24 protein-coding genes are annotated in these 25176 nt (G+C 63.5%); 15 read left to right on the top strand and 9 right to left on the bottom strand.

Going from position 1 to position 25176, the window contains the following annotated elements:
- Position 1: 1 nt before the first annotated feature.
- From KO539_RS11940 to KO539_RS11925, 4 genes are read left to right on the top strand one after another with little or no spacing between them, the layout of a single operon-like run.
- Positions 2-1396, top strand: coding sequence for a class I SAM-dependent methyltransferase (locus KO539_RS11940; protein WP_035819223.1), 1395 nt, complete (start codon positions 2-4; stop codon positions 1394-1396).
- Positions 1396-2739, top strand: coding sequence for a sensor histidine kinase (locus KO539_RS11935; RefSeq protein ID WP_099402082.1), 1344 nt, complete (start codon positions 1396-1398; stop codon positions 2737-2739). The genes KO539_RS11940 and KO539_RS11935 overlap by 1 nt, the downstream gene beginning before the upstream one ends.
- A gap of 1 nt (position 2740) precedes the next feature.
- Positions 2741-3838, top strand: a complete 1098-nt coding sequence (locus tag KO539_RS11930) for a hybrid sensor histidine kinase/response regulator (protein WP_219309478.1) — start codon at positions 2741-2743, stop codon at positions 3836-3838.
- A complete protein-coding gene (locus KO539_RS11925; RefSeq protein WP_051958603.1) occupies positions 3831-4844 on the top strand; it encodes a response regulator in 1014 nt (337 codons plus the stop codon). The genes KO539_RS11930 and KO539_RS11925 overlap by 8 nt, the downstream gene beginning before the upstream one ends.
- Before the next feature lie 58 nt (positions 4845-4902).
- Here the strand turns inward: KO539_RS11925 and KO539_RS11920 are convergent, their stop codons facing one another.
- Complete coding sequence (locus tag KO539_RS11920) at positions 4903-5430, bottom strand: SRPBCC family protein (protein WP_219309476.1); 528 nt, start codon at positions 5428-5430, stop codon at positions 4903-4905.
- Positions 5431-5634: 204 nt separating this feature from the next.
- Between KO539_RS11920 and KO539_RS11915 the strand changes: the two genes are divergently transcribed.
- On the top strand, positions 5635-6420 hold the full coding sequence (locus KO539_RS11915) for a DNA/RNA non-specific endonuclease (protein ID WP_219309474.1): 786 nt from the start codon (positions 5635-5637) through the stop codon (positions 6418-6420).
- Between the two features lie 24 nt (positions 6421-6444).
- Positions 6445-6699 carry a hypothetical protein gene (locus KO539_RS11910; RefSeq protein WP_035819202.1) on the top strand — a complete coding sequence of 85 codons (255 nt, stop codon included), beginning with the start codon at positions 6445-6447 and terminating at the stop codon, positions 6697-6699.
- Positions 6700-6714: 15 nt separating this feature from the next.
- Here KO539_RS11910 and KO539_RS11905 read toward each other — a convergent pair whose 3' ends face one another.
- From KO539_RS11905 to KO539_RS11880, 6 genes are all read right to left on the bottom strand, one after another.
- Positions 6715-9051 (bottom strand): M20/M25/M40 family metallo-hydrolase, encoded by a 2337-nt coding sequence (locus KO539_RS11905; RefSeq protein WP_219309472.1) that lies wholly within the window; start codon positions 9049-9051, stop codon positions 6715-6717.
- Between the two features lie 185 nt (positions 9052-9236).
- Positions 9237-12101 carry a pitrilysin family protein gene (locus KO539_RS11900; protein ID WP_257626241.1) on the bottom strand — a complete coding sequence of 955 codons (2865 nt, stop codon included), beginning with the start codon at positions 12099-12101 and terminating at the stop codon, positions 9237-9239.
- Between the two features lie 88 nt (positions 12102-12189).
- Positions 12190-12537, bottom strand: coding sequence for a type II toxin-antitoxin system RelE/ParE family toxin (locus KO539_RS11895; RefSeq protein ID WP_219309468.1), 348 nt, complete (start codon positions 12535-12537; stop codon positions 12190-12192).
- Positions 12524-12811, bottom strand: a complete 288-nt coding sequence (locus KO539_RS11890; RefSeq protein WP_035819195.1) for a type II toxin-antitoxin system Phd/YefM family antitoxin — start codon at positions 12809-12811, stop codon at positions 12524-12526. The genes KO539_RS11895 and KO539_RS11890 overlap by 14 nt, the downstream gene beginning before the upstream one ends.
- Positions 12812-12892: 81 nt before the next feature.
- Positions 12893-13891 carry a diguanylate cyclase gene (locus KO539_RS11885; RefSeq protein WP_051958595.1) on the bottom strand — a complete coding sequence of 333 codons (999 nt, stop codon included), beginning with the start codon at positions 13889-13891 and terminating at the stop codon, positions 12893-12895.
- An 89-nt stretch (positions 13892-13980) separates the two neighbouring features.
- Complete coding sequence (locus KO539_RS11880) at positions 13981-14886, bottom strand: sensor histidine kinase (RefSeq protein WP_219309466.1); 906 nt, start codon at positions 14884-14886, stop codon at positions 13981-13983.
- 286 nt (positions 14887-15172) lie between these two features.
- Here KO539_RS11880 and queE point away from each other — a divergent pair, with 286 nt between their 5' ends.
- The 8 genes from queE (at position 15173) to KO539_RS11840 (ending at position 23810) form a co-directional block, all read left to right on the top strand.
- Positions 15173-15808 carry a 7-carboxy-7-deazaguanine synthase gene (gene queE / locus KO539_RS11875; RefSeq protein ID WP_219309464.1) on the top strand — a complete coding sequence of 212 codons (636 nt, stop codon included), beginning with the start codon at positions 15173-15175 and terminating at the stop codon, positions 15806-15808.
- A gap of 22 nt (positions 15809-15830) precedes the next feature.
- Complete coding sequence (queD, locus tag KO539_RS11870) at positions 15831-16277, top strand: 6-carboxytetrahydropterin synthase QueD (RefSeq protein ID WP_035819191.1); 447 nt, start codon at positions 15831-15833, stop codon at positions 16275-16277.
- Positions 16270-16782, top strand: coding sequence for a tRNA adenosine(34) deaminase TadA (tadA, locus tag KO539_RS11865; RefSeq protein WP_035819189.1), 513 nt, complete (start codon positions 16270-16272; stop codon positions 16780-16782). Before queD ends, tadA begins: the two co-directional genes overlap by 8 nt.
- A 210-nt stretch (positions 16783-16992) precedes the next feature.
- On the top strand, positions 16993-19356 hold the full coding sequence (locus KO539_RS11860) for a TonB-dependent hemoglobin/transferrin/lactoferrin family receptor (RefSeq protein ID WP_219309463.1): 2364 nt from the start codon (positions 16993-16995) through the stop codon (positions 19354-19356).
- A gap of 62 nt (positions 19357-19418) precedes the next feature.
- Positions 19419-20573, top strand: coding sequence for a hemin-degrading factor (locus KO539_RS11855; RefSeq protein WP_219309460.1), 1155 nt, complete (start codon positions 19419-19421; stop codon positions 20571-20573).
- Positions 20574-20736: 163 nt separating this feature from the next.
- Entirely contained in the window at positions 20737-21654 is a 918-nt protein-coding gene (locus tag KO539_RS11850) for an alpha/beta fold hydrolase (RefSeq protein WP_099402069.1), read from the top strand.
- Positions 21655-21696: 42 nt separating this feature from the next.
- Positions 21697-22614, top strand: coding sequence for a muramoyltetrapeptide carboxypeptidase (gene ldcA / locus KO539_RS11845; RefSeq protein WP_219309452.1), 918 nt, complete (start codon positions 21697-21699; stop codon positions 22612-22614).
- Positions 22615-22664: 50 nt separating this feature from the next.
- Positions 22665-23810, top strand: coding sequence for a DUF418 domain-containing protein (locus tag KO539_RS11840; RefSeq protein ID WP_374106392.1), 1146 nt, complete (start codon positions 22665-22667; stop codon positions 23808-23810).
- 1 nt (position 23811) lies between these two features.
- Here the strand turns inward: KO539_RS11840 and KO539_RS11835 are convergent, their stop codons facing one another.
- A complete protein-coding gene (locus KO539_RS11835) occupies positions 23812-24525 on the bottom strand; it encodes an SOS response-associated peptidase (RefSeq protein WP_219309451.1) in 714 nt (237 codons plus the stop codon).
- 145 nt (positions 24526-24670) lie between these two features.
- Between KO539_RS11835 and KO539_RS11830 the strand changes: the two genes are divergently transcribed.
- Entirely contained in the window at positions 24671-24892 is a 222-nt protein-coding gene (locus tag KO539_RS11830) for a hypothetical protein (protein WP_035819178.1), read from the top strand.
- Between the two features lie 7 nt (positions 24893-24899).
- On the opposite strand, the gene KO539_RS11825 is transcribed toward KO539_RS11830, so the two are convergent.
- Entirely contained in the window at positions 24900-25145 is a 246-nt protein-coding gene (locus KO539_RS11825; RefSeq protein ID WP_035819175.1) for a hypothetical protein, read from the bottom strand.
- Between the last annotated feature and the right edge of the window lie 31 nt (positions 25146-25176).

The raw sequence follows: 25176 nt of genomic DNA, 5'->3' as shown, positions 1-25176 counted from the left end.
CGTGTATTCACAATCGCAGATCGATCCAGTCGTCAGTTTCCGCAACACCCAGGGTGAGGCGGTGCGTGGCACGATTTTCAACTTGCAGCGCAATTCGCTGGTCATGGAAATCTACAATCCATACTCGATTGTGCAGGTCAGCGAAGTGCTCAATGACGTGACGGTGCGCATGGGGGCGAAAAACGCCTACGTCGGCAAGGCCGTCGTCATCAGCAGCGTCAATACGGGCCTGACCGCCATCGTTTCCGTGACCCTGATCGACGAGTGGCGCGAATTGAGCGACGTGGTCGTCGTCAAGGGCGCCGTATTGAAAGAGTCCAGCGCCTTTGTCGCCGGTTGGGGCGAACGCTTCCGCATCCGCCGCGACTACCAGATCGTCGTCAACGAAATGCGCGCCTTTTTGTCGGAAGTGTCGCGCTGGGTCGAGCAAGTCGACTTGTCCGACTCGCTGCCGAAGGAAAACGGCCGCCTGCGCCCCGACATCTTTGACGAGCTGGCCCTGCCGCTGATGGAGCAGACCCAGCTGTACCTGCGCCAGCTCGAGGTGGAAGCGTCGCTCGTCGAGGAAGAGCGGGCGCCGGCCCACCGCGCCTTCGCCCAAGCCGCGCTGCACCCCTTGATCCTGCGCGCACCGTTCGTCTTCCGCACGTTTACCAAGCCGCTCGGCTATGCGGGCGACTACCAGATGGTCAACCAGCTGCTCGACGATCCACGGCAAGGGCCGAGCACCTATTTTCAGATCGTCAATGCGGCCTTCCTGCAGGCGGCCGTGGCCACGGCGCACCGCAACCGCATCGATATCCTGACGGAATTCCTGTCGCAAAAGGCGGCCGCGGCGCGTGCGGCAGGGCGTGTGTATAAAGTGCTCAACGTGGGCTGCGGCCCGGCCATTGAAGTGCAGCGTTTCCTGGAAACTTGTCCGGACGCGCAATGGCTGGCCTTCGAGCTGGTCGACTTCAGCAGCGAAACCCTGGACTGGACGCGCGCGCGGTTGACCACCATCATGCAGCGCACGGGAAGAGTGGTCGAGATCGATTATGTGCACGACTCCGTGCACAACCTGCTCAAGCGCCGCCATGGCTCGGGCGTCACGGGCTTGCCCGGCAGTTTCGACGCCGTGTATTGCGCCGGCCTGTTCGATTACCTGTCCGACAAGGTCTGTGCGCGCCTGCTGATGCACTTCGCCTCGCGCGTGGGGCCGGGCGGACGTTTGCTCGTCACCAATGTGCACGCGAACAATCCGGGCAAGTTCGGCATGGAGCATTTGCTCGAATGGCATTTGATCTATCGCAATGAAGAGGGCCTGTCAGCCTTGCTGCCCGAGCACGCGACGGATCCGCTGATCTACGTCGATCCCACGGGCGTGAATGTGTTCGCGGAAGTGAGCATTCCTTGATGGACACTCCAGGCCTGCACGCTGGCTACACGGCCGTTTTGCGCGACTTCCGCCTGGAATTCAGCCGTGGCGGGGCCTACACGGGCATCGTGCTGATCCTGCTGGGCATGGGCCTCGATTCTGCCCTGTATCCGGACAAGCAATCGGCATTTACCAGTGCGCGCATCCTGGTGTCCGTGCTGATTTTTTGCGTCGTGCTGGCCATGCGCACGCGCTGGGCGCAAGACCGCATCCAGGGCCTGACCTTTGTCTGGCTGATCCTGCCGCAAATCATGATCGCCTGGATGATCGCCGTCACGGAAGGCGCCACCTCGATCTATTATGTGGGCATGACCCTGGCCATCTATTCCTCGGGCATCGTGCTGGCTTTCGGGCTGTGGCAAAACATGGTCTTCGGCGCCATCTCCTGCCTTCTGTACGTGGCTGCCTGCGCCTGGCATGCGGGCGGCTTCGACCTGGCCGGCACGTTTGTCGTCAACTGTCTGTTCCTCATCATGTCGGCCAGCATCAGCGCCGTATTTACCTATTTTAACGAGCGCGCCCGCTTCATGCTGTTCCAGCTGAAGGCGGAAGTGGCGCAAAAGAATACGCAACTGGAAGAAACGAATAAGAGCCTGGCCGATATCAAGGGGCAGATGCTGCAGCAAGAGAAAATGGCCGCCATCGGCACCCTGGCCGCCGGCATGCTGCATGAAGTCAATAATCCCGTGAATTTCTGCATGATGGCCATCGAGGTGGCCATCGAAGACCCGGCCGCCAAGCAAAGCGCGCTGGTGAGCGAATGCCTGGCCGACGCCAAGCAGGGCATGCTGCGCGTGCAGCACATCGTGTCCGACTTGAAAACCTTTGCCTATCGCAAGAGCGGCAACCAGCTGGAGACGGGACACTTCCAGTTTCGCAGCGCGCTCGACGCGGCCATCCGCCTGGTGGGCCATGAAACGAAAAATGTCAGCATCAGCCACGACTTGCCGGTCGATACCCTGGTGCGCGGCGACGAGGCGGCCATCGTGGGCGTGCTGATCAACTTGCTGGGCAATGCCGTGCTGTCCATGCGCAAGGGCAATGCGCCGCCGTTCGAGATCCGCATCACGGCTCACTGGGACGACAACCGCCTGCGCATCAGCGTGCGCGACAATGGCCCCGGCATCGCGCCGGAAAACCTGGCGCGCGTGTTCGAACCGTTCTTCACCACGCGCGAAGTGGGGCAGGGCCTGGGCCTGGGCCTGAGCATCAGCTATGGCGTGATCGAGCGCCACGGTGGCACTCTCAGCGCCGAAAGCGAGCTGGGCGTGTGGGCCAGCATGAATTTCGACTTGCAGCGCTCCGATTGGGAGGGCCGCTAGCATGGACAGCGATAGCCGCGCCAGCGTCCTGTACGTGGACGACGAAGCGCTTGCCTGCAAGTATTTCGAGCGCGCCGTCGGGCCCCGCTACCGGGTGTTGACGGCGCAGAGCGTCGATGCGGCGCTCGCTCTGCTGCAGGACGAGGCCGGCCAGATCGACGTGCTCGTCACCGATTACCGCATGCCGGACCGGCTGGGCAGCGAGTTGCTGCAGGAAGTGGCGCAGCGCTATCCGCACATCGTCTGCATGCTGGTGACCGCGTATGCGGACAAGGATGTCCTGCTCGAACTGATCAACGGCGGCTCGCTGTTCCGCCTGCTGGAAAAGCCGCTCGACCTGGCCGCCATGCAAACGGCGCTGGAACTGGCCGTGCAGACGGGACGCGAGCGCGCCGCGCGCCGCCAGGGCCTGGTGGCGATGGAAGAATCGCTGGCCTTCCTCGCGCATGAATTGAACACGCCGTTGGCGGCCATCGCCAATTTTGCGCGCGGCATCGCGCGCCGCGCGCAGGCGGAGTCCGCACCGCAGGCCGAGATCGGCGAAGCGGCCGCCTTGATGCATGACAATGCGCGTTATTGCCTGTCCGTGCTGGCCAGCTTTATCGACACGGTGCGCCTGGCCAGCGCCGGGCCCGGCATGCAGGGCGGACGCCGCGCCGGCAGCGCGCGCCAGTTGCTGGACGCCTTGCTTGACAGCTATCCCTTGAGCGCGGCACAGCGCGCCGCCATCACGGTCGACGTGGGCGACGATTTCTCCATCGCCGAGTCGCCCAATTGCGTCGCCCTGATTTTATCGTCCGTGCTGGCGAATGCCTTGCGTTCGGCCGGCGAGCAAGCCCATCCGGCGATCGGCATCCGCATCGACGCCGGCCGCATCACGGTGCGCGACAACGGCGCCGGCATCGCCCCCGAGATCGTCGAACAGCTGTTGATCGACCCCGTCAGTGCCAGCGGCGGCGAAGGCAAGGGCTGGGGCATGGTGTTTTGCCACCGCATGATGCAGTCGTTCGGCGGCAACCTCGATATCGCCACCGAGTTTGGCACTTCCACCACGGTAACCCTGAATTTTCCAGTACATATAAGGAACGAGCATGATTGACGCCAATCTGCGTTTGCCGGCTCAGCGTGAGTCGGCGCAAGGCTTGCCGACGATACTCTATGTCGATGACGAGGCCAACGCCCTCAAATACTTCCAGCGCGCCATCGCGCCGCTGGCCGACGTGCTGACGGCCACCTCGGTCGAGGAGGGCAAGCGCATCCTCGACGAGCAAGCCGACCGTATCGCCGTGCTGGTGTCGGACCAGCGCATGCCCGGCGCCTACGGCAACGAATTGCTGTCGTATTGCTGGGACCGCCATCCGCACATCGTGCGCATTTTGACCACCGCGTATTCCGAGCTGGAGCACACGGTGGAAGCCGTCAACCAGGGACAGATCCACCGCTACATCCAGAAACCGTGGGATATCGCGGCCCTGCGCATGGAACTCAAGCAGGCACTGGAACTGGCGCGCTTGCGCAACGAACACGCCCAGTTGCTGCGCGAAAAGCTGATGGTGCGCCAGCGCCAAGCCGTCGCCAACCGCATCGGCACCCTGTACGCCCTGTGCGCCAGCCTGGCCGGTCCGGAACAGCAGTTGCCGGTGGAAGCGTATTTGTCGGCGGCCCTGACGGCCGGGGTCACGCCGCCCGAGCCGGACTGGCTGTTGATGGACTATGCCGACCTGGTCAGCTCGGAAGCCTTCCGCGGCACGGCGTTTGCCGCCGCCGTGCGCCAGCAGCTCGACACGCTCGAGCGCGAGCATCCGGGGCGCGGCGTGGAGCATGTGATCGACATGCTGCTGCCCGTGGTGGGCGCGGCCCTGCAAAACCAGGGCGGCACGGCGCTGTTTCTCGACGGCCGGCTGCTGACGGAATTCCTGGAAACGCCGACCACGGCGCCTGTCTCGGCCCTGCACTCGTTCTGGCTGGCTACCTTGCTGTGGCTGGCGCGGCGCGGCTGGTCCTTGCAGCTGAGCAAGACGGAACTAGGTTTGCAAGGCAAGATGGTGCAGGCTGAACCGGCACTCACGCCGGACCACCTGGCGGCCTGGATCGAGCAGTTCTGACCGGATGTCAAGTAAAACAGGGCCGCGCGGGCCCTGTTTCTGGTGGCGGTGAGCGGGCTTAGCGCTCCGCCGCCGCCTTCAGGCTGTTCAATCCTTTTTCAAAATCTTTGCCGATCATGGTATCCATGCTGACGAAGACCGTCATGACCTTGCTGACGTAAGGGCTGGGGCCTGTCATGGTCCAGTTCACCCTGGTGCCGTCGCCTTCTGGCGTCATGGTAAAGGTGGTGGTGTTGTGGCTTTCGAACGGTTTCAGGAAGTCGAGCTTGATGACGGTGCGTTCGGGCTGGGCCGCTTCCGTGATTTCCATGCGGCCGGCGCCCACCTTGTCATTGCCCGTCCAGGCATATTGCGCGCCCAGGCCGTTGGCCGGACCCGTAAACGTGCGGCGCATGGCCGGATCGAGCTTTTCCCACGGCGACCAGGCGGCCCAGTAATGGAAGTCCGTGATCAGGGCGGCGATTTTCTCGGGCGGTGCCTTGATGGTGATTTCGCGCTGGACACTGAAGGTGTCGGGTTTGGTGGTGGCATAGCCGAGGATGGCGGCGACGACGACAACGATCAGCAGCAGGGTTTTTTTGATCATATGCTCTCCAAATCTTGAATGGTCGATGCGAACGAATCAAGGCAATCTTAGCAGATATGAATGGCTGTGCGCGGCCTGTTGGCCTTTATTTGCGCCAGCGCGTGGCAGGGCCGCATGCGGCCTTGCACAGGGGCGCACGGCAGGATTGTGGTAGGGCGCCCGTGTCCGCTAGAATGCTGGCCTGCAAAGATTTCAGAGGGAAATATGATTCAACGATCGATCGCCAGGCTGACTCTGGCGTGCGGCTTGCTGGCGTCCGCCTTTGCCGCGAACCTGGCGCATGCCGATGCCTGTCCCGCCCATTACGTCGATGGCCGCAAGCCGGAAATCACCAACCCCAAGCTGGACGTGGCAACCAAGGAACTGTGCTACAACGTGTTTGGCGTGATGCACTCGGGGATTACGCGCACGCCGCTGTGGTCGGCTGAGCACTTGACGGCGAACAACCTCGAAGCGGCGCAGGATTTGTCGCGCGAAAATTCCTTCCATGCCGAACGCAAGCTGCCCGCCGCCCAGCGCGCGGAACTGGCCGACTATGCGCGCAGCGGCTTCGACCGTGGCCACATGGCGCCCAACGGCGACATGCCGGATCGCCAGAGCCAGCGCGACAGCTTTACCCTGGCCAACATGGTGCCGCAGGATGCGCGCAACAACCGCTATGTATGGGCCGGCATCGAGGGCGCCGTGCGCAAGATGGCAAAGAAAGAGGGCGATCTGTACGTGATCACGGGGCCGGCTTTTATTGGCGGCAACCTGCGCAAGGTGGGAAGAGTCATCGTGCCCAGCCATTTGTACAAGGCCGTGTACAGCCCGCGCCAGCGCGCTGGCGCCGCCTATTTCATAGAAAACGTCGATACCAAGACGTATGAGGTGCTGAGCATTGCGCAACTGGAAGACAGGATAGGCATCGATCTGTTACCGTCGCTGACGCGCCAGCAAAAACTGCGCATGCTGAGTTTGCCCAAGATCAATAGCAAGTCCAGGAAATAACAAGACCGTCGAAAAGGAAATACCATGTGCGCAAAGAAATTCGTCCCGTATGCCAATGAAAGCGATGTGCTGGAGATTGGCAACCTGAGCATCGAAAACCGCATCGACCGCATCAGCATCAGCGGCGACATCGACCTGACCCTGGACAAGCCGGGCCTGGCTCTGGCGAAACAGCTGCAAAAACTGCTGGCCGACGTGGTGGCCCAGCTGGAAAAGCAGGAACTGCCCGACCAGCTGCCGCCGCCCGAGGTGACGTCGGTGGCCAATCCCTTCGAGTGACGCTGGCGGGAAGGTCTACTGTGCCGCTTTGGCGGCGCGATAATAGCCTTTCCTGCTGATCTCTTCCGGCGCGTTCGCCACTGCATACGCGCTCAAGGCGATGGCGATGGCCGAGTATTGCTGCGCCGCGCTGAAGGGCAGCACCTTGTCATACGTGTCGAGCAGCGTGTGATGCACGCGCGCATAGTCGAAATCGCCGAGCACGGTAAATTTCGGCGTCGGCACGCCATGCAGGCTGAAGACGGCGTCATCGCTGCCGGCCCGCGCGTTCATTGCCTTGCTGGCATCGCGCGGCACGTCATTGATGCTGGCGGCGAAGCCGAACACGGGGTGGATGTCTTGCAGCGCCCGTTCGACCCGGCCAAACACGGGTTGCCAGACCGTGGGAATCGCGATGCCGTCGATGGCGCCGGGCCGGCCGTCGCGGTTGAGCATCATGACGATATTCTTCAATTCACCCGCATGCCGCTCGGCGAACGCGAACGATCCCTTGCGGCCGATTTCCTCCGCGCCGAAGGCGACAAACATGATGGTGCGGCGCGGCTTCGCTTCCGATAACGCCAGCAGGCGCATCGCTTCGAGCATGGTGGACACGCCGCCGCCATTGTCGGCCGCGCCCGTGCCGCCATCGTAGCTGTCGAGGTGGGCGCCGATCAGCACGATTTCCTCGGGCTTGTCCGTGCCGGGAATGCGGGCGACGACGTTGTGATACGTCACCGGGCCAGGATAGAACCAGTTGCGGATGTCAAATTCCAGCGTGACGGTTTCGCCGCGCGCCAGGCGCTGGCGCATGTCCGTGTACTGTGGCGCGGCCAGCTTGATGTCGGGCAAAGTCGGCAGGGCCGCCCAGGTGGCGGGCGCGGCGCTGGCGGCATACAGCGGTTCTTCGCCGGACTGGATGGTGCCGAGGGCGCCAGCAGCCATCAGCACTTGCGTGATGGCCCTGGGCTTGTGGATGGTGCTGCCATCGCGCCCGCCGCCACCGTTTTCGCCGCCCGTCAGCACCCATTTTCCCTTGAATTGCGCGGCGCGTTGCCGCGCTTCTTCCACGGTAGACGGACCCACGATGGCCAGTCCCTGCTGCACGCCACCCGTGCCGGCCGTGTAGGCGGGTGTCGCCAGGCGCAGGGGCTGCACCTGGGGCGCCAGCATCGTGCCCGACCAGGGGCCGCGGTTGAAGCCGACGGGCATCTGGCCCGCTTCTTCCAGCTCGGCTTGCACGCCCCATTGCCGCAGTTGCATGCGCGCCCATTGCGCCGCATGCGTGTAGGCATCGCTGCCGGCCATGCGGCCGCCAAAGCGGTTGCTGAGGATGTCGAGCCACTCCATCGCGCGCGGCTCGCTGGTGCCCAGCGCCACAATCCGGCGCGCCGTGGCGTCGCCCGATGGCGACGATGCAGGCTGGATGACGGCATCCCTGCCGGACAGCGCGGTCAGGAAGGCGGGCAGCCTGTCGTGCTGGCGCGCCGCCAGCGCCGCATCCAGCTTGGCGGAACGGTGCCGCTTATCCTGGCGCAGCAGTGTTTCATAGGCGCCCAGCACGCCCTGCATGCCCGCCAGGTCGCTGGCGCCTTGCTGCCCGGCCTGGTCCGGATGTTCGATCTGGAAAGCCATCACGCTGGCCAGGTATTGAAACACCAGCGCCTCGCGGATAGTCGCCTGGCTGGCGATGGAGAGCCAGCTTTCCAGCGCGCTGGCCGGTAGCGTGAAGTCGGGAATTGCCTCGATCCATTCTGTTAGCCAGGCGCCGTCGCGCCGCTGCACGGCCAGGGGATCGCGCTGCGCCTCTGTTGCCATCCGCAGCACGCGCGCGCGCTCGGCCGGCGTGGAAGGACCGCGCGCGCCGCCATTGGCCACGGGCGGCGCGGCCAGCAGCGCCGGCGGCACATAGCGTTCCTGCAGCCGCGTGCCGCTCACGGGCTTGGGTTCGTTCTCATCGGTTTCGACCAGGCGTTCGCCGCTCAGCACGTCGCCCTTGGCTTGCAAGGTCCAGCGTATCGTCACCTCGGTGCTGACCTCCTTGCCGTTGCGCCCAGTGCTGACGCGCTTGCCGCTGTGCCGGAAGATGGTGCCGGCGGGGCCGGCCGTGCCATGCACCGTGCGCGGCGGCGTGAGCTGGCCCCGTTCGTCGAGCCACGCGATCGTCGCGCGCAAGCCGCCTGGCTCTTCGCTAATGTCGAGTATGCCCGTGTCGATCAGGTCGGCCTCGACGCCATTTGTCGTGGTCGTGCCCGTCGCCGTCTGGAATTGCCACTGTCCGGCGAGGGCCGGCGTTTGCGCGTACAGGGTGCCCGGCAGGGCGGCAACAGCGAGGACGCAGGTGGCGTAAAGGCGGGGAGGGAACAGGTGCATGGATATCCTTGTCGTGGTTTTCGCTCGGGAAGAGTCGAAAAACAGTATGCGGATAAGCAGATTGCCAAGATGCTACTTTCCGACCAAGGCCGGGATTGGCAGACTGAAGGCGGGTTTGGCCGGGCCGAAGAATAGATCAACCTCATCCGGCAAGCTGCGTCGGACGAGGTTGATCTGGCACAAACTTACTTGGCGAAGGCCTGCGCCGCCGGTGTCACGGTGACGGCTGACGGCTGGATGTTCAGCTTCATCGCGCCGATGACCTTGTCTTCATCGAGCAGGGCCTGCGGCTTGTTGCCGTCGTACTTGATGGGAGAAAACGCGTCACTGACGAGCTTTTCCTTCAAGCCGGCCCCATCCTTGGCAACGATCACCACGGACAGGTTTTTCGCCGACAGATGTTGCTTGATGGCGCGGTTGACGTCTTGTACCGTCAGCTTCGACAAGCCGTCACGCATCAGCTTGGTAAATTCCGGCGTGCCATACCATTGCGAATCGAGCGCATAACCGAGTTGCTGGTCCTGCGTCGACGTCATGACGAAGACGTTCTTCATCAGGTAGTCGCGCGTGGTGGCGAAGTCATCCTGCGTCAAGCCGTTGTCGATGAGTTTGCCCAGTTCCGTCAGGGCCACGCGCAGCGCGAAGTGGGCGTTGTCCGGCGCCACGGGGCGGATCCAGATTTCGAACAGCTGCGCCTTGCGGCCCAGGTTCGGGTTCGGGAAGAACTGATACATGCCGCGCGGGAAGGCTTCGATGTATGCATAATCGCCATAGTTCATGCCGCGCAGCTCACGGATGCGCTGGTACAGATAGGAATTCGAGGCGCGGTGCTCGCCCAGCCACGTTTTCGCCAGCCACAGGGCCGGGAAGTCCGGGTGCGTGCGCGTCACGTCGAGCGGCAGGCCGAAGGAAATCGCCGTGGCGCGCGTGTTTTTCTCGATGATTTCCACTTCCAGGCCGTTTGCCTTGCGGCCCGCGGGTTTCACCGTGGCCGGCAAGCCGGAGCCGGCCGGCAAGCTTGCCAGCGCCTGCGTCAGCGACGCCGTCATGGCGTCGGAGACGTCGCCGGAAATGCCCACCTTGACGGCGCCTTGCGCATATGCGCTCTTCCAGAACTGTTTCACGTCGTCCAGGGTGATGGCGTCGATGCCGGCAAGCGTGCCCAGCACAGGGTGGCCGTACGGCGTGCCCGCGTACACATTCGTTTGCAGGCGTTCCTTGGCGAATTCTTCTTCGTTATTGTCCTTCAGGTCCAGCAGCAATGCATTCTTTTGCGCATCCTTCAGGCGGCGGAAGTCGTCTTCGCGGAAACCCGGCGAGAGCAGCAGCGGCAGGGCGATGGCGTTGAACTGCGTCCAGTTATCCCGGTGGATGGAGCCCGTAAACGTCGTCATTTCCTTGTCCGTCTGCTGGCTGAAACTGCCGGCCAGCGGGAACAGGGCCTGGTTGACCTCGTCTATCTTGCGTTCGGACGAACCACCGGACGCCACCATGGCGGCCGTCAGCGCGGCCAGGCCTTCCTTGCCTTGCGGATCTTGCGCGGAACCGGCCGTAAACAGCAGCTTGTAGCGGATCTGCGGCAGCGCGGATTTTTGTACGAGCACGTCGAACTTTGCGGTCGAGACGGCCGGCAGCAGGCTGGCCAGTTTAGGCGTGGTGGCGATGGCGGCCGCCATCGGCTGGTGCGACAGGGTCGTCACCACCAGGCCCTCATCCGTCAGGTATTTGCGCGCGGCCGCCTGCAGGTCGGCTGGCGTGAGCGTATCGATCAGGCGGTAGTACTGGTTGATGGTGGCGTACGAGCGGTCGAAATGCACGAACGACGCCAGGGTGCCGGCGATTTGCTCCGTGTTGTCGAGCGAGCGTATCAAACCGTATTTTTCGGCCGACTTGGCGTCCGCCAGGTCTTTTTCGCTCACTGGCGTATCGCGCAACTGGGCCACGGTTTTCAGGATGGCGTCGCGCACATAGACGGCGTCGTCGATGTTTTTCACGCGCGCGCCCAGCACGGCCAGGGTCGGGTCGACCCGGTCCGGCGTCATGTCGAACAATTGGTCGACCTTCTGCTCGTTTTGCACCAGGCGTTTATACAGCGGCGAGGTGCGGCCGAACGACAGCGACAGCAAGGTTGCCAGCGCGGCCTGGTCCTTGTCCTTCACGGAAAACGCGGGCGCGTGGAAGCCCACGGCCACCCACGGCAGGGTCGGCGTGGGCCAGGCCACGTGTTTGTAGACGGGGCCGCGTGGCGCGGGTTCCACGGGCACGGCCGTCTGCTGCTTGCCACGCTGCCAGGTGCTCCAGTATTTTTCCACCAGCGCGATGGCTTGCTGCGGCTCCACGTCGCCGGCGATGATGATGGTGGTGCGCTCGGGACGGTACCAGCGGTCGAAGAAGATCTTCGAGTACGCGTACTGGTTCGGCATGTCTTCGATGTCCTGGATAAAACCCATCGTCGTGTGCTTGTAGGTATGCGTCGTGTAGGCGCTGTCGCGCATCACTTCGAACAGTTTCGAGACGGGATTGGCGCTGTTCTTGTTGTATTCGCCCAGCACGGCCCGCGATTCCGTCTTGAACGCGTCTTCCGCATAGTCGAGGTGCTGGAAGCGGTCCGCCTCCACCTTCAGCACGGTTTCCAGGTCTTGCTTGGCAAACGTCGTGTGGTAATTCGTCAGGTCGTCGCTCGTGTACGCGTTCTGGCGCGCGCCGGCGCGGGTGATGACTTCCTGGTATTTTTCGGGCGGATAGGCCTTGGTGCCGCGGAACATCATGTGCTCGAAGAAGTGGGCAAAGCCGGACTTGCCCGGCTCGACTTCATTGCGCGAACCCGTCTGCACGGGAATCTGCAGCGAGACCAGGTTGGGGAAACCGGTCGGCACGATGATGATCTTTAATCCATTGGCCAGGGTCTTTTCCGTCGCCTTGAACGGCAGCAAATCGGCTTTGCTGGCGGTGGCGCTGTGGGCGGCGGCCGGTTTGACGGGCGCGGCGCCCAGGTTCGACGCGGCCATGGCCGACAGGGCCAGGGCGAAAGCAGGTAATAAAGCAGGCATGATTCTTGACACGGGGGCTCCTTCTTTTCTTGGAATGTGGAAAGTGCAACGCCGCAGCATAGAATATTCACGCCGCCCTGCATAGGGGCTAAAAGTCGGGCCGCAGGATGCGTGTCGTGAGATGGCTGAGAAAATCGCGCCGGGTGGGCAGGAACATGCGGATATACACGATGCCGTGCGCGCGGTCATGGTGGTAGATCACGCGGATCTCCTCGCACAGGCGTTGCCGCACATCCATGCCGACTTCGCGGGCGGCCTCGACGGGCGTGCCACTGTCGGGAAAGGCTTTCAGATCAGCGAATAATTGCCGGAAAGCGGCGCTGAACTGCGCCTGGGCGGCGGTCGTATGGCGCGCCTTGAAGTCGCTGCGCAGCTCATTGAAATCGGCTTGCGCGCTGTTCAGCACGACGATGCGCGCCATCTCAAGCCTGGTCAAGGCTGGACAGGAAGTCTTCTTCGGACACCACGTCGCCGCGCGCGATTTCCTGGTTACCCATGGCGATCAATTTCATGAACGCATGCTGTTCCTGCATCTGCCGCGCTTGCCGCTTGCCTTCCTGGTAGGCGTGCATGGACAGCACGACCATCTTCGCCTCGCCATTTTGCGTGATGATGATGGGCTCATCCTGGCCAGCGTCAAAGCCGTTGACGATTTCCGTCGTATTTGCCTTGAGATAGGAGATCGGCTTGATGCGTTCCTTGAGGTTCATGGCGGCTCCGAATGAGATAAACTGCGATACGACCAAATATACACCAAATTTGGTCGTGTTACTTGGACGCGAATTTGTTGCTTACGTCAGCGTCGTTTCCGGCAGGCTGATGCGGTTGCGGCCCAGGTGCTTGGCGCGGTACAGGGCGCAGTCGGCCGTGTGGATCAGCTGCCCCAGTTCCGTGCCGGGGCCGGGCAGGGCAGTGGCGGCGCCGATGCTGACGGTGACGCAGGCACTGGCACTGGCGCCATCGGCGCGCTTGCGCGGAAGTTGCAGCCGCTCCACGCGCTGGCGGATGCGTTCGGCCACGATGGCCGCGCCCTTGAGCGACTGGTTCGGCAGGATGACGGCAAATTCTTCACCGCCGTAGCGGGCCACCAGGTCGTTCGTGCGCATTTCGCTGGCCACGGCGCCGGCCACCTTGCGCAGGCACAGGTCGCCGCCCTGGTGGCCGTGGTTATCGTTATATTCCTTGAAATTATCGACATCGACCATCAGCAGCGACAGGGGCTGGCCCTGCCGCTGGGCGCGCTGCCATTCGGCCAGGATGGTGTCGTCGAAGCAGCGCCGGTTGGCCAGGCCCGTCAGGCCGTCGCGCGTGGCCAGGCGCTCCAGTTCGACGTGCGCGCGCTTTTCATCCGTCATGTCGCGCAGGGTTTCGACGACCGCTATCAGTTCGCCGTGATTGCCATAGATGGGGCTGGCATCGACGGCCAGGTAGCGCCGCCGTCCCGTGCGCGGCATGTCGCACCAGTTTTCCGCGCACAGATTGCTGCCCGTGCTGCTGCGGTATTGCTGCTGTGCATGCAGCGCGCGCATGTCGCCGCCGCGCCCGGCCAGCAGCAGGTCGGCCAGGGTGGGGCGTTCGTCGTTGTAGAAGCAGCGGCCCGGCTCGCGCGTGCGCAGCACTTCGGCCGCGGGCACGCCCGTCAGCTGCTCGCAGGCGCGGTTCCAGATCATCACCTGGCCATGCACGTCGAGGACAAAGGTGGGCACCACCAGCAATTCCATCATCTTGACGGCGAAACCCTGGGCTGCATCGCAGGGTGCAGCGCTGGCCTGTGCATGGCTATCCGGCATGTAAACATCCTTCTTGGGGTGAATGGGGCTGGCTCGCTGGCCATGATGCAGCGCAGCGAGACGGGAGATGTTGATATTGAGCAATATTTTCAGCGATGCGCCATCGCTTCGTCGTGGCAGCCAGGCAAAGGCAGCGACACGCGCAAGGTGGTGCCGGCGCCGCTGAGGCTTTCGATGTGCAGGCTGCCGCCGGCGGCGGCCACGCGCTCATGCATGCCGGACAGGCCGCAACCGAGGCGCGGTGGAGAACCCGACAGCCCGACGCCGTCGTCGCTGATGCGGCATGCCAGGGTGGCGCCCGTTTGTTGCAGGCTCAGCTGGACATGCGTGGCGCGCGCATGGCGGGCGATGTTCGCCAGCGCTTCCTGCAGCGCGTGGTACAGCAGGGGGCCATGCGCGTTGCCGGCGGCGGCGTCGAGTTGGTAATCGCAGTTGCAATCGATACCTGTGGTGCGCTTGAAGTCCGCCAGCAAGCCGTCGCACGCCGCCTGCAGGCCTGCGTCGAGGGCGGGCGGGCGCAGGTCGTGGATGACGCAGCGCAGCGCCGCGATGCTGAGGTCGACATTGCGCGCCATCACGGCCAGTTGCCGCGCCAGCAAGGGCGCCGCGTCATGCGTGCTGGTCTGCAGCATGGCCAGGTCGAATTTCAGGGTCAGCAGATGCTGGCCCAGGTCGTCGTGGATGTCGCGCCCGATGCGCAGGCGTTCCTGTGCGCGCGCCTTGTTTTGCTCAGCGGCCAGGCGCGCCTGTTCGGCGTCCGCACGCAACTGTTCCAGCGCCTGCAGGCGCAGCGCCAGGCGACGCTGGCGCCACAGCAGCAGCGCCAGCGCAGCGAGCAGGATGGCGCAGGCCAGCATCAAAGGGCCGGGCCTGCCATCCAGCGGGCGCGGCCCGGCGGCATGGCCGGCGTGCAGGGAAGCGACTGCGATGGCCGCCAGGCAGACCAGAATGCTCAGGCGGTACGGCGGACGTATCCAGCGTTGCAGCATCTCCATGCTCCCCAAAAATGTTTTCCATCAGGCAATGTTATTACAGAAAATATATTAACTTGGGGCTATTTATATTGTCTAAACGCAAAAGCTACGCAGTTATGCCCGCCAATGTGGCTTTCTGGTCCGCTGGATGCCGCGGCGGCAGGTGGCGGGCACGGCATTTGCACGGGAAGTGTCGTGGCGGCATATAATAGAGGGTTGTCAATCGGCTTTTGCGGTGACGGCGCGCTGCGCCGGCCTCGATGCGTTCGCCCTGCGCGATGACGCCAGCCAGCTCTTAGGAAATACAGTGACTTATAGCATCAAAGAGATTTTTTACACCCTGCAGGGCGAAGGCGCGCACGCGGGCCGTCCGGCCGTGTTTTGCCGCTTTTCCGGCTGCAACCTGTGGACGGGCCGCGAAAGCGACCGCGCCACGGCCGTGTGCCAGTTCTGCGACACGGATTTTGTCGGTACCGACGGCGAACTGGGCGGCAAGTTCAAGACGCCGCAGGAACTGGCCGCGCTGATCGACAGCCTGTGGCCGGCCAGCTACGCGCCGAGCAAATACGTGGTGTTTACGGGCGGCGAACCGCTGCTGCAACTCGACACGGCCCTGATCGCCGCCATGCACGCGGTGGGCTTTACCATCGCCATCGAAACCAACGGCACCTTGCCCGTGCCGCCAGGCGTGGACTGGATCTGCGTCAGCCCGAAGATGGGTTCGACACTGGTCGTGCACAAGGGTAACGAAATCAAGGTGGTCATTCCCCAGTTCCAGCAAGACCTGGCCGCCTACGAACAACTGGACTTCGAGAACTTCTTCGTGCAGGCGATGGATGGTCCTTTGGCCGCGCACAACATGAAGCTGGCCATCGAAACGTGCAAAAGCAACCCGAAGTGGAAGCTGAGCCTGCAAACCCACAAACTCCTGCAAATTCCTTAAATACTAGTATCAATACAATAATATGCTGACTATCACACGCAAGCTCGAATTCGACGCGGGCCACCGCATTCCCGACCACAAAAGCCAGTGCCGCAACCTGCACGGCCACCGCTACACAGTGGAAATCACCCTGGTCGGCAAGGTCATCGAAGCGGAAGGCAATTCCGATAATGGCATGATCATGGACTTTTCCGACGTGAAAACCCTGGCCAAGCAGCACCTGGTCGACGTCTGGGACCACGCCTTCCTCGTCTACGAAAAAGACACGGCCGTGCGCGACTTCCTGGCCAGCCTGCCCGACCATAAGACCGTCGTCATCGACCGCATCCCGACCGTGGAAAACCTGGCGCGCATCGCCTTCGAGATCCTGAAAGCGGCATTTACCGACCACTTCGGCACGGGCTTGCACCTGCATAAGCTGGTGCTGCATGAAACGCCGAATTGCTGGGCAGAAGTGACCGATGACTGAAACGCACGCTGGCGCGCAGGACGCGCGCTACATGCAGCTGGCCCTGGAGCAGGCCCAGCACGCATGGGACCTGGGTGAAGTGCCCGTCGGCGCCGTCGTCGTCAAGGATGGCGAAGTCATCGCCGTCGGCTACAACCAGCCCATCGGCCGCCACGACCCCACGGCGCACGCGGAAGTGATGGCGCTGCGCGCGGCCGCTGAAAAGCTGGGCAACTACCGCTTGCCCGGCTGCGAGCTGTACGTGACCCTGGAGCCGTGCGTGATGTGTTCGGGCGCCATGCTGCATGCGCGCCTGGCGCGCGTGGTGTACGGCGCGGGCGACCCGAAGACGGGCGCCTGCGGTTCCGTGCTGAACCTGTTCGAGCAGCCGGCCCTGAATCACCAGACGGCGATACAGGGCGGTGTGCTGGCGGACGAGTGCGGCGCTTTCCTCAAGCGTTTTTTTGCCGAGCGCCGCCGCGCGCAGGCGGAAGCGCGCAAGCTGGCCAATCCGCCGGCCTGCTAGCCAGGTCTTGCCAGCCATGCCAGCCATTGCGGCTGGCATTTTTTATAACTGTTGCGAAATAACATCTGTATAGACCACTTTGCCATTCTCAAATGAGAATGATTCGTGTTACAGTATTGTTTTCGCCAGCAAACTTTCCTTATGTATCGTTAACACTTTCGTTATCGATCCGGGTTCAAGAGCCAGCCTTTACTCTTAGACCGGATCATCATGACTACTGTGCCTACGCAGCGCCTCGCTGCCCCCGTTGTTCCTGCCGCCCAACTGCCTGCCCGCCGCCATAACCTGGTGCTGCGTGCCGCCTTGCTGGGCCTGTTCGCCGCGCCGCTGCTGCCTGCCATGGCGCAAACGGCCGCCATCAACGCGGGCACGGCCGCCCAGGAACCGGCCAAGCTGCCTGTCTTCCCGGAAATCGTCGTCAATGCCAAGCAGGATTACGAGCGCCGCGCCGGCACCAAGACGGTGATCCGCAGCGACTACCTGGAGCGCCGCAACGTGACGGACATGGCCGGTATCGTGCGCTATCAGCCGTTGATCAGCACGCCAATGGCGGCCTCGGGCGGTGGCGGCATCTGGGATGGCGCGGGCAATACCGGTTACAACATCCGGGGCCTGGAAGGCAACCGGGTCAGCCTGGAACTCGATGGCATTTCCCTGCCGGATGCCGCACCGAAGCCGGACAGCACTAACATGAACGCCTTCGGCATGGGCCGCGATTATTTTGATCCAGAAACTTTCCGCGAAGTGCGCATCGATTCGGGCACGACGGCCGTCAGCGGCGCCAATCCCGGCCTGGGTGGTGGCGTGGCTTTCATCACCAAGTCGCCCGAAGATTACCTGGGCGACGGGGTGGATCATTACGTGGCCTATAAATACGGCCGCGCGACCGCCGACCGCAGCAATGCGCACACCCTGACGGGTGCGGCCAAGATCGGCACCAGTCTGCAAGGCCTGGCCGTGTACGTGCACCGCGACGGCGAGCAGCTGGACAGCCGCGGTAGCGCCGCCGTCAACCCGGATGACTGGCATTCGAACGCCTTGCTGTCGAAGCTGGTGTGGACCTTGCCGGGCGAACAAAAGCTGGACTTGACGGTCGACATGTTCGAACGCAAGAACAAGCGCGACCTCAACAATAAAGTCAGCGCCATGTACCCGGACGGCGTGCAGCAGGATTCCACCACCAAGCGCACCCGCGTCAGCCTGGGCCACGAGGTGGTGCTGAAGGATTTCTCCCTGTTCGACCGCCTGACCTCGAAAGTCTACCTGCAGAACGCGAAGATCGAGGACAAGAGCAAGGGGCGCTATGTCTACCGCGGCAACTCCCTGCGCGCCATCGACACCAGCTTCAAGAATGACAGCATCGGCTTGAGCTCGGAAGCGTTCAAGCAGCTCAACGCGGACAACGCGCTGCTGTACGGCGTGCAGCTGGAACAGGCCAAATCGCGCCGGCCCTGGATGGAAGACCGCACCCTCATCGCCACGGGCGAGCACCAGATCACGCGCAAGAACCGCATGGCCGACATGGATGTCACCAAGCTGGCCCTGTACGTGCGCGATGACCTCAGTTTCGACCTGGGCGGCAAGAAAGCCGTGCTGACGCCGGGCCTGCGTGCCGACTACCGCAAGCTGGAGCCGAAAAACCTGCAGAACTACCTGATCGGCGTGCCGAATGCGGCCAAGGAAGTGCGCAAGGAAAGCGACACCTACTTCACGCCGAGCCTGAGCCTGTCCGTGGAAGTGCTGCCGCAAATGCAAGCCTACGCCACGTTCACGCGCGGCACGCGCCTGCCGACGGCGATCGAACGCACGGGTACCTATGATTCCATCAGCTATACGGGCACGGGGAATGGCTATGCCGTGCTGGGTAATCCGAATCTGGGCAAGGAAACCAGCAAGGCGTATGAACTGGGCCTGAAAGGCGACGTGACCAGGGGCTTGAGCATGCAGGCGTCCGTCTACCAGACGGAGTACAAGAACATGATCGAGTACGTGGCGCAAGAGCTGGATCCGGTGAATTACCCGACCCTCACCCAAGGCCTGTTCCGTCCGGAAAACATTGGCAATGCGCGCACCTGGGGTGCCGAGCTGAGCCTGCACGCGGAGCTGGGCACCTGGTTGCCAGCCATGCAGGGCTACCGCGTCGACCTGGCCACGGGCGTGGCTAAGGGCCGCTCCTTCAATACCCTGACGGGCGAGAGCGGCGGCCTGGCCTCGGTGGCGCCGGCCAAGACGGCGCTGACCTTCGGCTATGACCATACGAACAAGTTGTTCGGCCTGGAACTGACGGCGCTGCATGCCGGCGAGAAACAGGCGCCGAACGATTTGCTGACGGGCGGGACCGCGCCGCGCTTCAAGGTGCCGTCGTACACCATCTTCGACCTGTCGACCTACTGGAACGTGCACAAGAACGCCAAGATCATCGTCGGCGTGTACAACTTGACGGATCGCAAGTACTGGGATTACGCCGCCGCGCGCAGCCTGGCCGCCGGCACCACGGTTGCCAGCCGCGCCGAGATCGAGCGCTACACCAAGCCGGGCCGCAACGTCGCCGCCAGCCTCAGCGTGAACTTCTAAATTTTTACCGGGGAGGGGTGCTTGCCCCTCTTTTTTTCCATGTTTGATTGAATGGTCTCTCTATGAAGTTATCCAAACTCGTTCTATCCCTGCTAGGCAGCCTGCTGATTGCAAACGCATATGCGGCCCCAGCCACCTTGGCGGAACGCTGGTCCACCTTGCGCACGGAGCAGCCGAAGCTGCAGATCCGCGACGCGGCGCGCGCGCTGGGTGTATCCGAAGCGCAATTGCTGGCAACCAACATCGGCAAGGGCGTCACGCGCCTGCAGGCCGACGGCAACCAGCCGCGCGAAATCATGCGCGCCGCGCTGGACTTGGGGCTGGTGCAAGCGATCACGCGCAATGAAAACGGCGTCATCGAAACGACGGGCGTCGCCAGCAAATTCAAGCAGGCGGGCGACAAGTCCGAGCAGGCCGACGCCAAGGACCCGGAAACGGAAGCGCGCCAGCGCAATATCGCCGGCGGCTACCTGGGCGGCCAGATCGACCTGCGTTTCCACTTTGAAAACTGGAAATACGCATTTGCCGTGGAACAAGCGGGCCGCGATGGCAAGCCGACGCGCAGCCTGCAATTCTTTGACGCCAACGGCACGGCCGTGCACAAGATCTACCTGCGCAACGAGCCGGGCGTGGCCGTCTACGATAAATTGGTGGCGACCTTCCGCCTGCCCCAGCAAAGCGCGGAGCTGAACGTGCTGGCCGTGGCGCCGAAAGCGGCGGAAAAGCCGGATGCCGAGATCGACGTCAAGGAATTCCAGCTGGCCTGGAAAGACATGACGGACGTGCACCAGTTCGCGCAAATCATGCGTGAATTCCACCTGACGCGCGAACAGGCGCTGCGCCTGGCGCCGGCCGGCGTGGTCGAGCGCGTGACGCCGCAAGCGCTGCGCACCCTGCTGGAAAACGCGGCGAAGGACAAGGTCGCCATCATGGTGTTCCTGGGCAATGAAGGCTTGACGCAGATCTACAGCGGCAAGATCGAAAAAACCATGGCCGCCGGCGGCTTCTTCAATGTGCTGGACCCGGATTTCAACCTGCACATCCGCGACACGGCCCTGCGCAGCGGCTGGGTCGTCAAGCGCGGCGGCGTCACTTCCGTCGAATTCTTCGACAACGACGGCACGCAAGTGGTCTCCTTCTTCGGCGTGCGCGAGCGCGGCAAACCGCAGCCGCAAAGCTGGGTTGACCTGGCCGATTCCTTGCCTAAGGCAAAGTAAGCAGCACCGTTGTTCAACACAGTTGCCGCGCGCCGTACCGGCGCGGCAACACTTCAGTGTGGGTGCCGCGTGCCGGTCTCATGTCTGAAGCACAATAGTGGTATGCTGATTGCAAGGCCGCAGCGATCGTGTCTGCGTGCTGGTTCCTGGAAGAGAGGCAATCATGGCAACCATCATGGCGAACGGCCTCAACATAGCCTATGAAAGCCACGGCGACCCCGACGATCCGTGCGTGCTGCTGGTCATGGGCCTGGGCATGCAACTGATCGCCTGGCCGGCGGACTTCGTCGAAGGCATCGTCGAGCAAGGCTTTCGGGTGCTGCGTTTCGACAACCGCGACAGCGGACTGTCGAGCAAGATGGCGCTGGCGGGCAAACCGTATCTGCCGCTGGCCTACGTGAAAAACCTGCTCGGCTGGCCCCTCAAAACTTCCTATACCCTCAATGACATGGCGGACGACGCGCTGGGCTTGCTGGCGGCCTTGCGCATTGCGCAGGCGCATGTGATCGGCGTGTCGATGGGCGGCATGATCGCGCAAGTGATGGCGGCGCGCGCGCCGCAGCAGGTGCTCAGCCTGACCTCCATCATGTCGAGCAGCGGCCGGCGCGGCTTGCCCGGCCCCACGCGGGCGGCGCGCAATGCGCTATTGCAACGTCCGAAACGCAATGCCAGCCGCGCCGAACTGATGGCGCACATGGCAGCCACCGTGCGCGTCATCGGCAGTCCCGCCTACCCGGTCTCGGAAAAATTGCTGTACCAGCGCATCGAAGCGGCGTTGCAGCGCGGCAGTTGCCCGGAAGGCGTGGCGCGGCAGATGGTGGCCATCGCCGCCTCGGGCGAACGCACGGCCTTGTTGCCGAGCATTAGTTGTCCGGCGCTGGTGATCCATGGCGCGGCCGACCCCTTGATTCCCGTCGCCTGCGGCATCGATACGGCGGCGCTGATTCCGGGCGCCCGGCTCGAGGTGATCGAAGGCATGGGACACGACATGCCGCCCCAGCTGATCGAGCGCCTGCTCGCCTTGATCGATGTGCATCTGCAAGGTAAGATGGCGCCCCAGATGCGCTCCCAGCCAGCTTAAAAGTAACTCGGCGCGCCCACAACTTTTGAAGGCACGGGCATTTTGAAGACACCTGAGATTGGCATCGCCATCGTCGCACCGGGCGGTTATGCGCCCGACGCGGCGGCTTTGGAGCGCGGCATCGCCCGCTTGCAGGCGCAAGGCGCCACCGTCCACAATTACTACGACCACGAGCACATATTCCAGCGCTTCGGCGGCACGGATGCGGGCCGCCTGGCACAGCTGAACGCGGCCGCTGCCGACCCGGACGTGCAGGTGGTGCTCGCCTTGCGCGGCAGCTACGGCATCAGCCGCATCCTGCCCGACATCGATTTCGACCGCATGGCGGACAGTGGCAAGCTGTTTGTCGGCTATAGCGACTTCACGGCCTTCCACATGGGCTTGATGGCGAAAACGGGCCGCGCCAGCTTTGCCGGCCCCATGCTCTGCGACGATTTTACGCGCGACGAACCCGAGCAATTTACACTGGATCAACTGTGGTCGTGCCTGGCAGGTCCCACGCACACGGTCACGGGCACGGCGGCGGGCAATCCGCAGGTCGAAGTCAGCGGCAAATTATGGGGCGGCAACCTGGCGATGCTCGTGCATCTGCTCGGTACGCCGTACTTCCCGGAAATCGATGGCGGCATTTTGTTCCTGGAAGACGTCAACGAACACCCTTACCGGGTCGAGCGCATGCTGCTGCAATTGCTGCACGCGGGCGTCATCGGACGCCAGCAAGCCGTGGTGCTCGGTGATTTTTCCGCCTATAAATTGAGCCCCATGGATAACGGTTATGATTTCGACGCCATGCTGGCCTATGTGCGCCAGCGCCTGCCCGTGCCCGTGCTGACGGGGCTGGAATTTGGCCATATCCGCCGCCGCGTCACCTTGCCGTTCGGCGGCCACGCGCGCCTGCAGTCGGATGCGTCCGGCTTCAGCTTGCAGGTGACCGATTACCCGACCCTGGCGCGCCCCTGAACTCCCTGAACTCCATTAGCGCCAAGCCCGGCAGGTTGCTGCAGCTCGACGTGCTGCGCGGTCTTGCCGTGTTTGGCATCCTGCTGGTGAATATCTGGGGCTTTGCCTGGGGCACGATTTCCTTGCGCTACGGCACCTTGCCGGCGCAGCCGCCTGTGCTCGACCAGCTCGTCATTTTCGGGATTGCGGCGCTGGCGCAATTCAAGTTCTATCCCATCTTCGCGTTTCTGTTTGGCGCCGGTTTTGCCCTGCAGACACGCTCCCTGCAGCGTCAGCTGGGCAGCTGGGAGCAGGCGCAAGCTGCCTATCGGCGCCGGCTGCGCTGGCTGCTCGTGGTTGGTCTGCTGCACGGTTTCCTCATCTGGAGCGGCGACGTGCTGACCTCGTATGCCGTGGCCGGCATGCTGATCCTGCCGCTGGCATCCGCCAGGCTCAGCCGCATACGCAACCGCGCCTGGCTGGTGGCCGCCGGTTTTCTGCTGTTCATGTGCCTGTTGATTCCCGTGGGCCAGCAGGGCGGCGCGCCGGACATCGCGCGCGACCTGCAAGGCTTTGCGCAGCGTTACGCCACCTACACGCAAGGCAGCGTATGGGCCGTGGCCAGGCTGCGCGCCAACGATTTCCTCGTCTCCTTGCTGTACGCCACCGTCATGCTGCCGCATATCATCGTGCTGTTCCTGCTGGGCATCTTGTCCGTGCGTTGTGGCTGGCTGACGCAGCCGCAGCGCCACCAGCGGCTGTGGCGCCGGGTGCGCGCCGTGGGACTGGGCCTGGGCTTGCCGTTCAACCTGCTGGCGGCCGGGGCCGTCGCCTGGCAGGTAGTCGATCCGTATCAAACCGTGTTCGATACGGCCCTGTTCGAAGTGGGCCTGTTCGCCGGCGGCCCCGTGCTGGCGGCCGGCTACGTGGCCGCGCTGATGCTGGCCGGCCCCTTCATGCTCCGCTGGCTCGGCGCATGGCTGGCGCCCGTGGGACGCATGGCGCTGAGCAATTATCTGCTGCAATCCTTGATCGGCACCTGGTTGCTGCAGGGGCCGGGCCTGGGCTGGGGCGCCCGCTTGCGTCCGGCCGAGATGCTGGGCCTGGCCGTGCTGATCATGGCGGGGCAGGTGCTGCTCAGCCGCTACTGGCTGCGGCATTTCCGCCAGGGGCCGATGGAAGCGCTGTGGCGCCGTCTGGCGCGATTGCCCGCCTGAGTTAGTCGCCCCAGTCGAACGCGCTTTGCGCTGCGGCCGGTGGTGGCGGTTTGGGTTTGGCCGACGGCACCAGCGGATTGTCGACGGCATGCCACTCGAATAGTTCCACGTCCAGCATGCAGGTGCGCGCCAGGTGCAGGGCTTGCTCGGGTGTCAGGGCGGGATCGAGCCAGCGGTGCGCGTCTTCCTGGCTGACGGCCACGGGGCGGCGGTCGTGGATATCGACCATGCCGCCCAGGCTGTCGGCCGTCACCAGCACGAAGCCCGCTTCCTCGCGATTGACCTTGTATGGCCCGAACTGGGCCAGCGCCAGCAGGAACAGGGGCGCGCGGTCCTTGCGGTGGATGTGCCACGGTTGCTTGCTGCCTTTCTCTCCCGTCCATTCATACCAGCCATGTACGCAAACGATGCCGCGCCCCGCGCGCAGCAAGGGTTTCCAGTAGGCGCCGGCGAGTTTTTCCAGGCGGGCATTGATGGCGATGGGGATTTTTTTCTTGCCGGGAGCGGGTGTGGCCGCGGCTGCCCAGGCGGGCCGGTAGCCCCAGAAGACATCGTCGACCCTGTGCACGCCATCCTGGATGTGCAGCACGGGCCGGTACGTGCCGGGCGACACGTTCAGGTGCGGCTCGGCTTCGCTGTCGAATACGGCGTCGGTCCAGCCGAAGGACGACGCCAGCACGCGCGCCGTGTCATTTTGATCGAATCGTCCACACATGGCGAAATCATACCCGATCGCCGGGCGCTGCGCGGGCAGGCGCGTGCGCGCTTCCTGTGTGTGATCAAACGTACAGACTGCCAGCGGCGCGTGGCGCACAGTAGGGACCAGTCAGCTTCCTGACGCTTCTTGCACCGGAGGAAATATGTCTTTTGAAAATCCCACCATCCATAAAGGCTTTATCATCAGCGCCACGGCCAGCCAGCGCCGCGATGGCCGCTGGGTCGGCTCGTATGTGAGCCAGAACCAGGCCTGCGGCGCGTATGCGGACACTTGCGACTACGACGATTGCAGCAATGAAAAAGAGGCGCAGCAACTGGCGCTGTCCATCGGCTGGCGCCTGGCCGATGGCGTGTCGGCACGTTGAAACGGCCTTAGCGCTTGCCCCGCAGGGCCAGCAGCAGGCCGGCCAGGGGGAAGAGCAGGGTAGCGCCCAGCCGTACGGAGGTCAGTGAAGCGGTCTCCACACCCAGCACATGTGGCAAGGCCAGCAGCAACAGTGGGACGGGCACGGCAATGGCAAAGAAAAACAGGTACCACGAATAGCCATTCTTCTTGGCCAGCAAGGCGATCAGCGCGCAGCCGACGAGGAAGACCAGCGGCAAGTTCACATATTCCATTGTTCTGTGTTTTCATCCGGGAAAGCGCGTC

Origin of the sequence: Janthinobacterium sp. NKUCC06_STL (genome assembly GCF_019345455.1) — a bacterium.
In the GTDB taxonomy this organism is placed as follows: domain Bacteria; phylum Pseudomonadota; class Gammaproteobacteria; order Burkholderiales; family Burkholderiaceae_D; genus Janthinobacterium; species Janthinobacterium rivuli.
This window is presented reverse-complemented; position numbering and strand designations above follow the sequence as displayed.

Bases quoted from the DNA above. Each gene is read 5' to 3' on its own strand.
- KO539_RS11900 (WP_257626241.1), bottom strand. From the start codon at position 12,101: ATGCCTGCTTTATTACCTGCTTTCGCCCTGGCCCTGTCGGCCATGGCC.
- queD (WP_035819191.1), top strand. From the start codon at position 15,831: ATGCTGACTATCACACGCAAGCTCGAATTCGACGCGGGCCACCGCATT.
- KO539_RS11860 (WP_219309463.1), top strand. From the start codon at position 16,993: ATGACTACTGTGCCTACGCAGCGCCTCGCTGCCCCCGTTGTTCCTGCC.
- KO539_RS11825 (WP_035819175.1), bottom strand. From the start codon at position 25,145: ATGGAATATGTGAACTTGCCGCTGGTCTTCCTCGTCGGCTGCGCGCTG.
- tadA (WP_035819189.1), top strand. From the start codon at position 16,270: ATGACTGAAACGCACGCTGGCGCGCAGGACGCGCGCTACATGCAGCTG.
- KO539_RS11890 (WP_035819195.1), bottom strand. From the start codon at position 12,811: ATGAACCTCAAGGAACGCATCAAGCCGATCTCCTATCTCAAGGCAAAT.
- KO539_RS11910 (WP_035819202.1), top strand. From the start codon at position 6,445: ATGTGCGCAAAGAAATTCGTCCCGTATGCCAATGAAAGCGATGTGCTG.
- KO539_RS11850 (WP_099402069.1), top strand. From the start codon at position 20,737: ATGGCAACCATCATGGCGAACGGCCTCAACATAGCCTATGAAAGCCAC.
- KO539_RS11925 (WP_051958603.1), top strand. From the start codon at position 3,831: ATGATTGACGCCAATCTGCGTTTGCCGGCTCAGCGTGAGTCGGCGCAA.
- KO539_RS11915 (WP_219309474.1), top strand. From the start codon at position 5,635: ATGATTCAACGATCGATCGCCAGGCTGACTCTGGCGTGCGGCTTGCTG.
- KO539_RS11835 (WP_219309451.1), bottom strand. From the start codon at position 24,525: ATGTGTGGACGATTCGATCAAAATGACACGGCGCGCGTGCTGGCGTCG.
- KO539_RS11885 (WP_051958595.1), bottom strand. From the start codon at position 13,891: ATGCCGGATAGCCATGCACAGGCCAGCGCTGCACCCTGCGATGCAGCC.
- KO539_RS11920 (WP_219309476.1), bottom strand. From the start codon at position 5,430: ATGATCAAAAAAACCCTGCTGCTGATCGTTGTCGTCGTCGCCGCCATC.
- KO539_RS11905 (WP_219309472.1), bottom strand. From the start codon at position 9,051: ATGCACCTGTTCCCTCCCCGCCTTTACGCCACCTGCGTCCTCGCTGTT.
- KO539_RS11930 (WP_219309478.1), top strand. From the start codon at position 2,741: ATGGACAGCGATAGCCGCGCCAGCGTCCTGTACGTGGACGACGAAGCG.
- KO539_RS11855 (WP_219309460.1), top strand. From the start codon at position 19,419: ATGAAGTTATCCAAACTCGTTCTATCCCTGCTAGGCAGCCTGCTGATT.
- KO539_RS11830 (WP_035819178.1), top strand. From the start codon at position 24,671: ATGTCTTTTGAAAATCCCACCATCCATAAAGGCTTTATCATCAGCGCC.
- KO539_RS11935 (WP_099402082.1), top strand. From the start codon at position 1,396: ATGGACACTCCAGGCCTGCACGCTGGCTACACGGCCGTTTTGCGCGAC.
- KO539_RS11880 (WP_219309466.1), bottom strand. From the start codon at position 14,886: ATGGAGATGCTGCAACGCTGGATACGTCCGCCGTACCGCCTGAGCATT.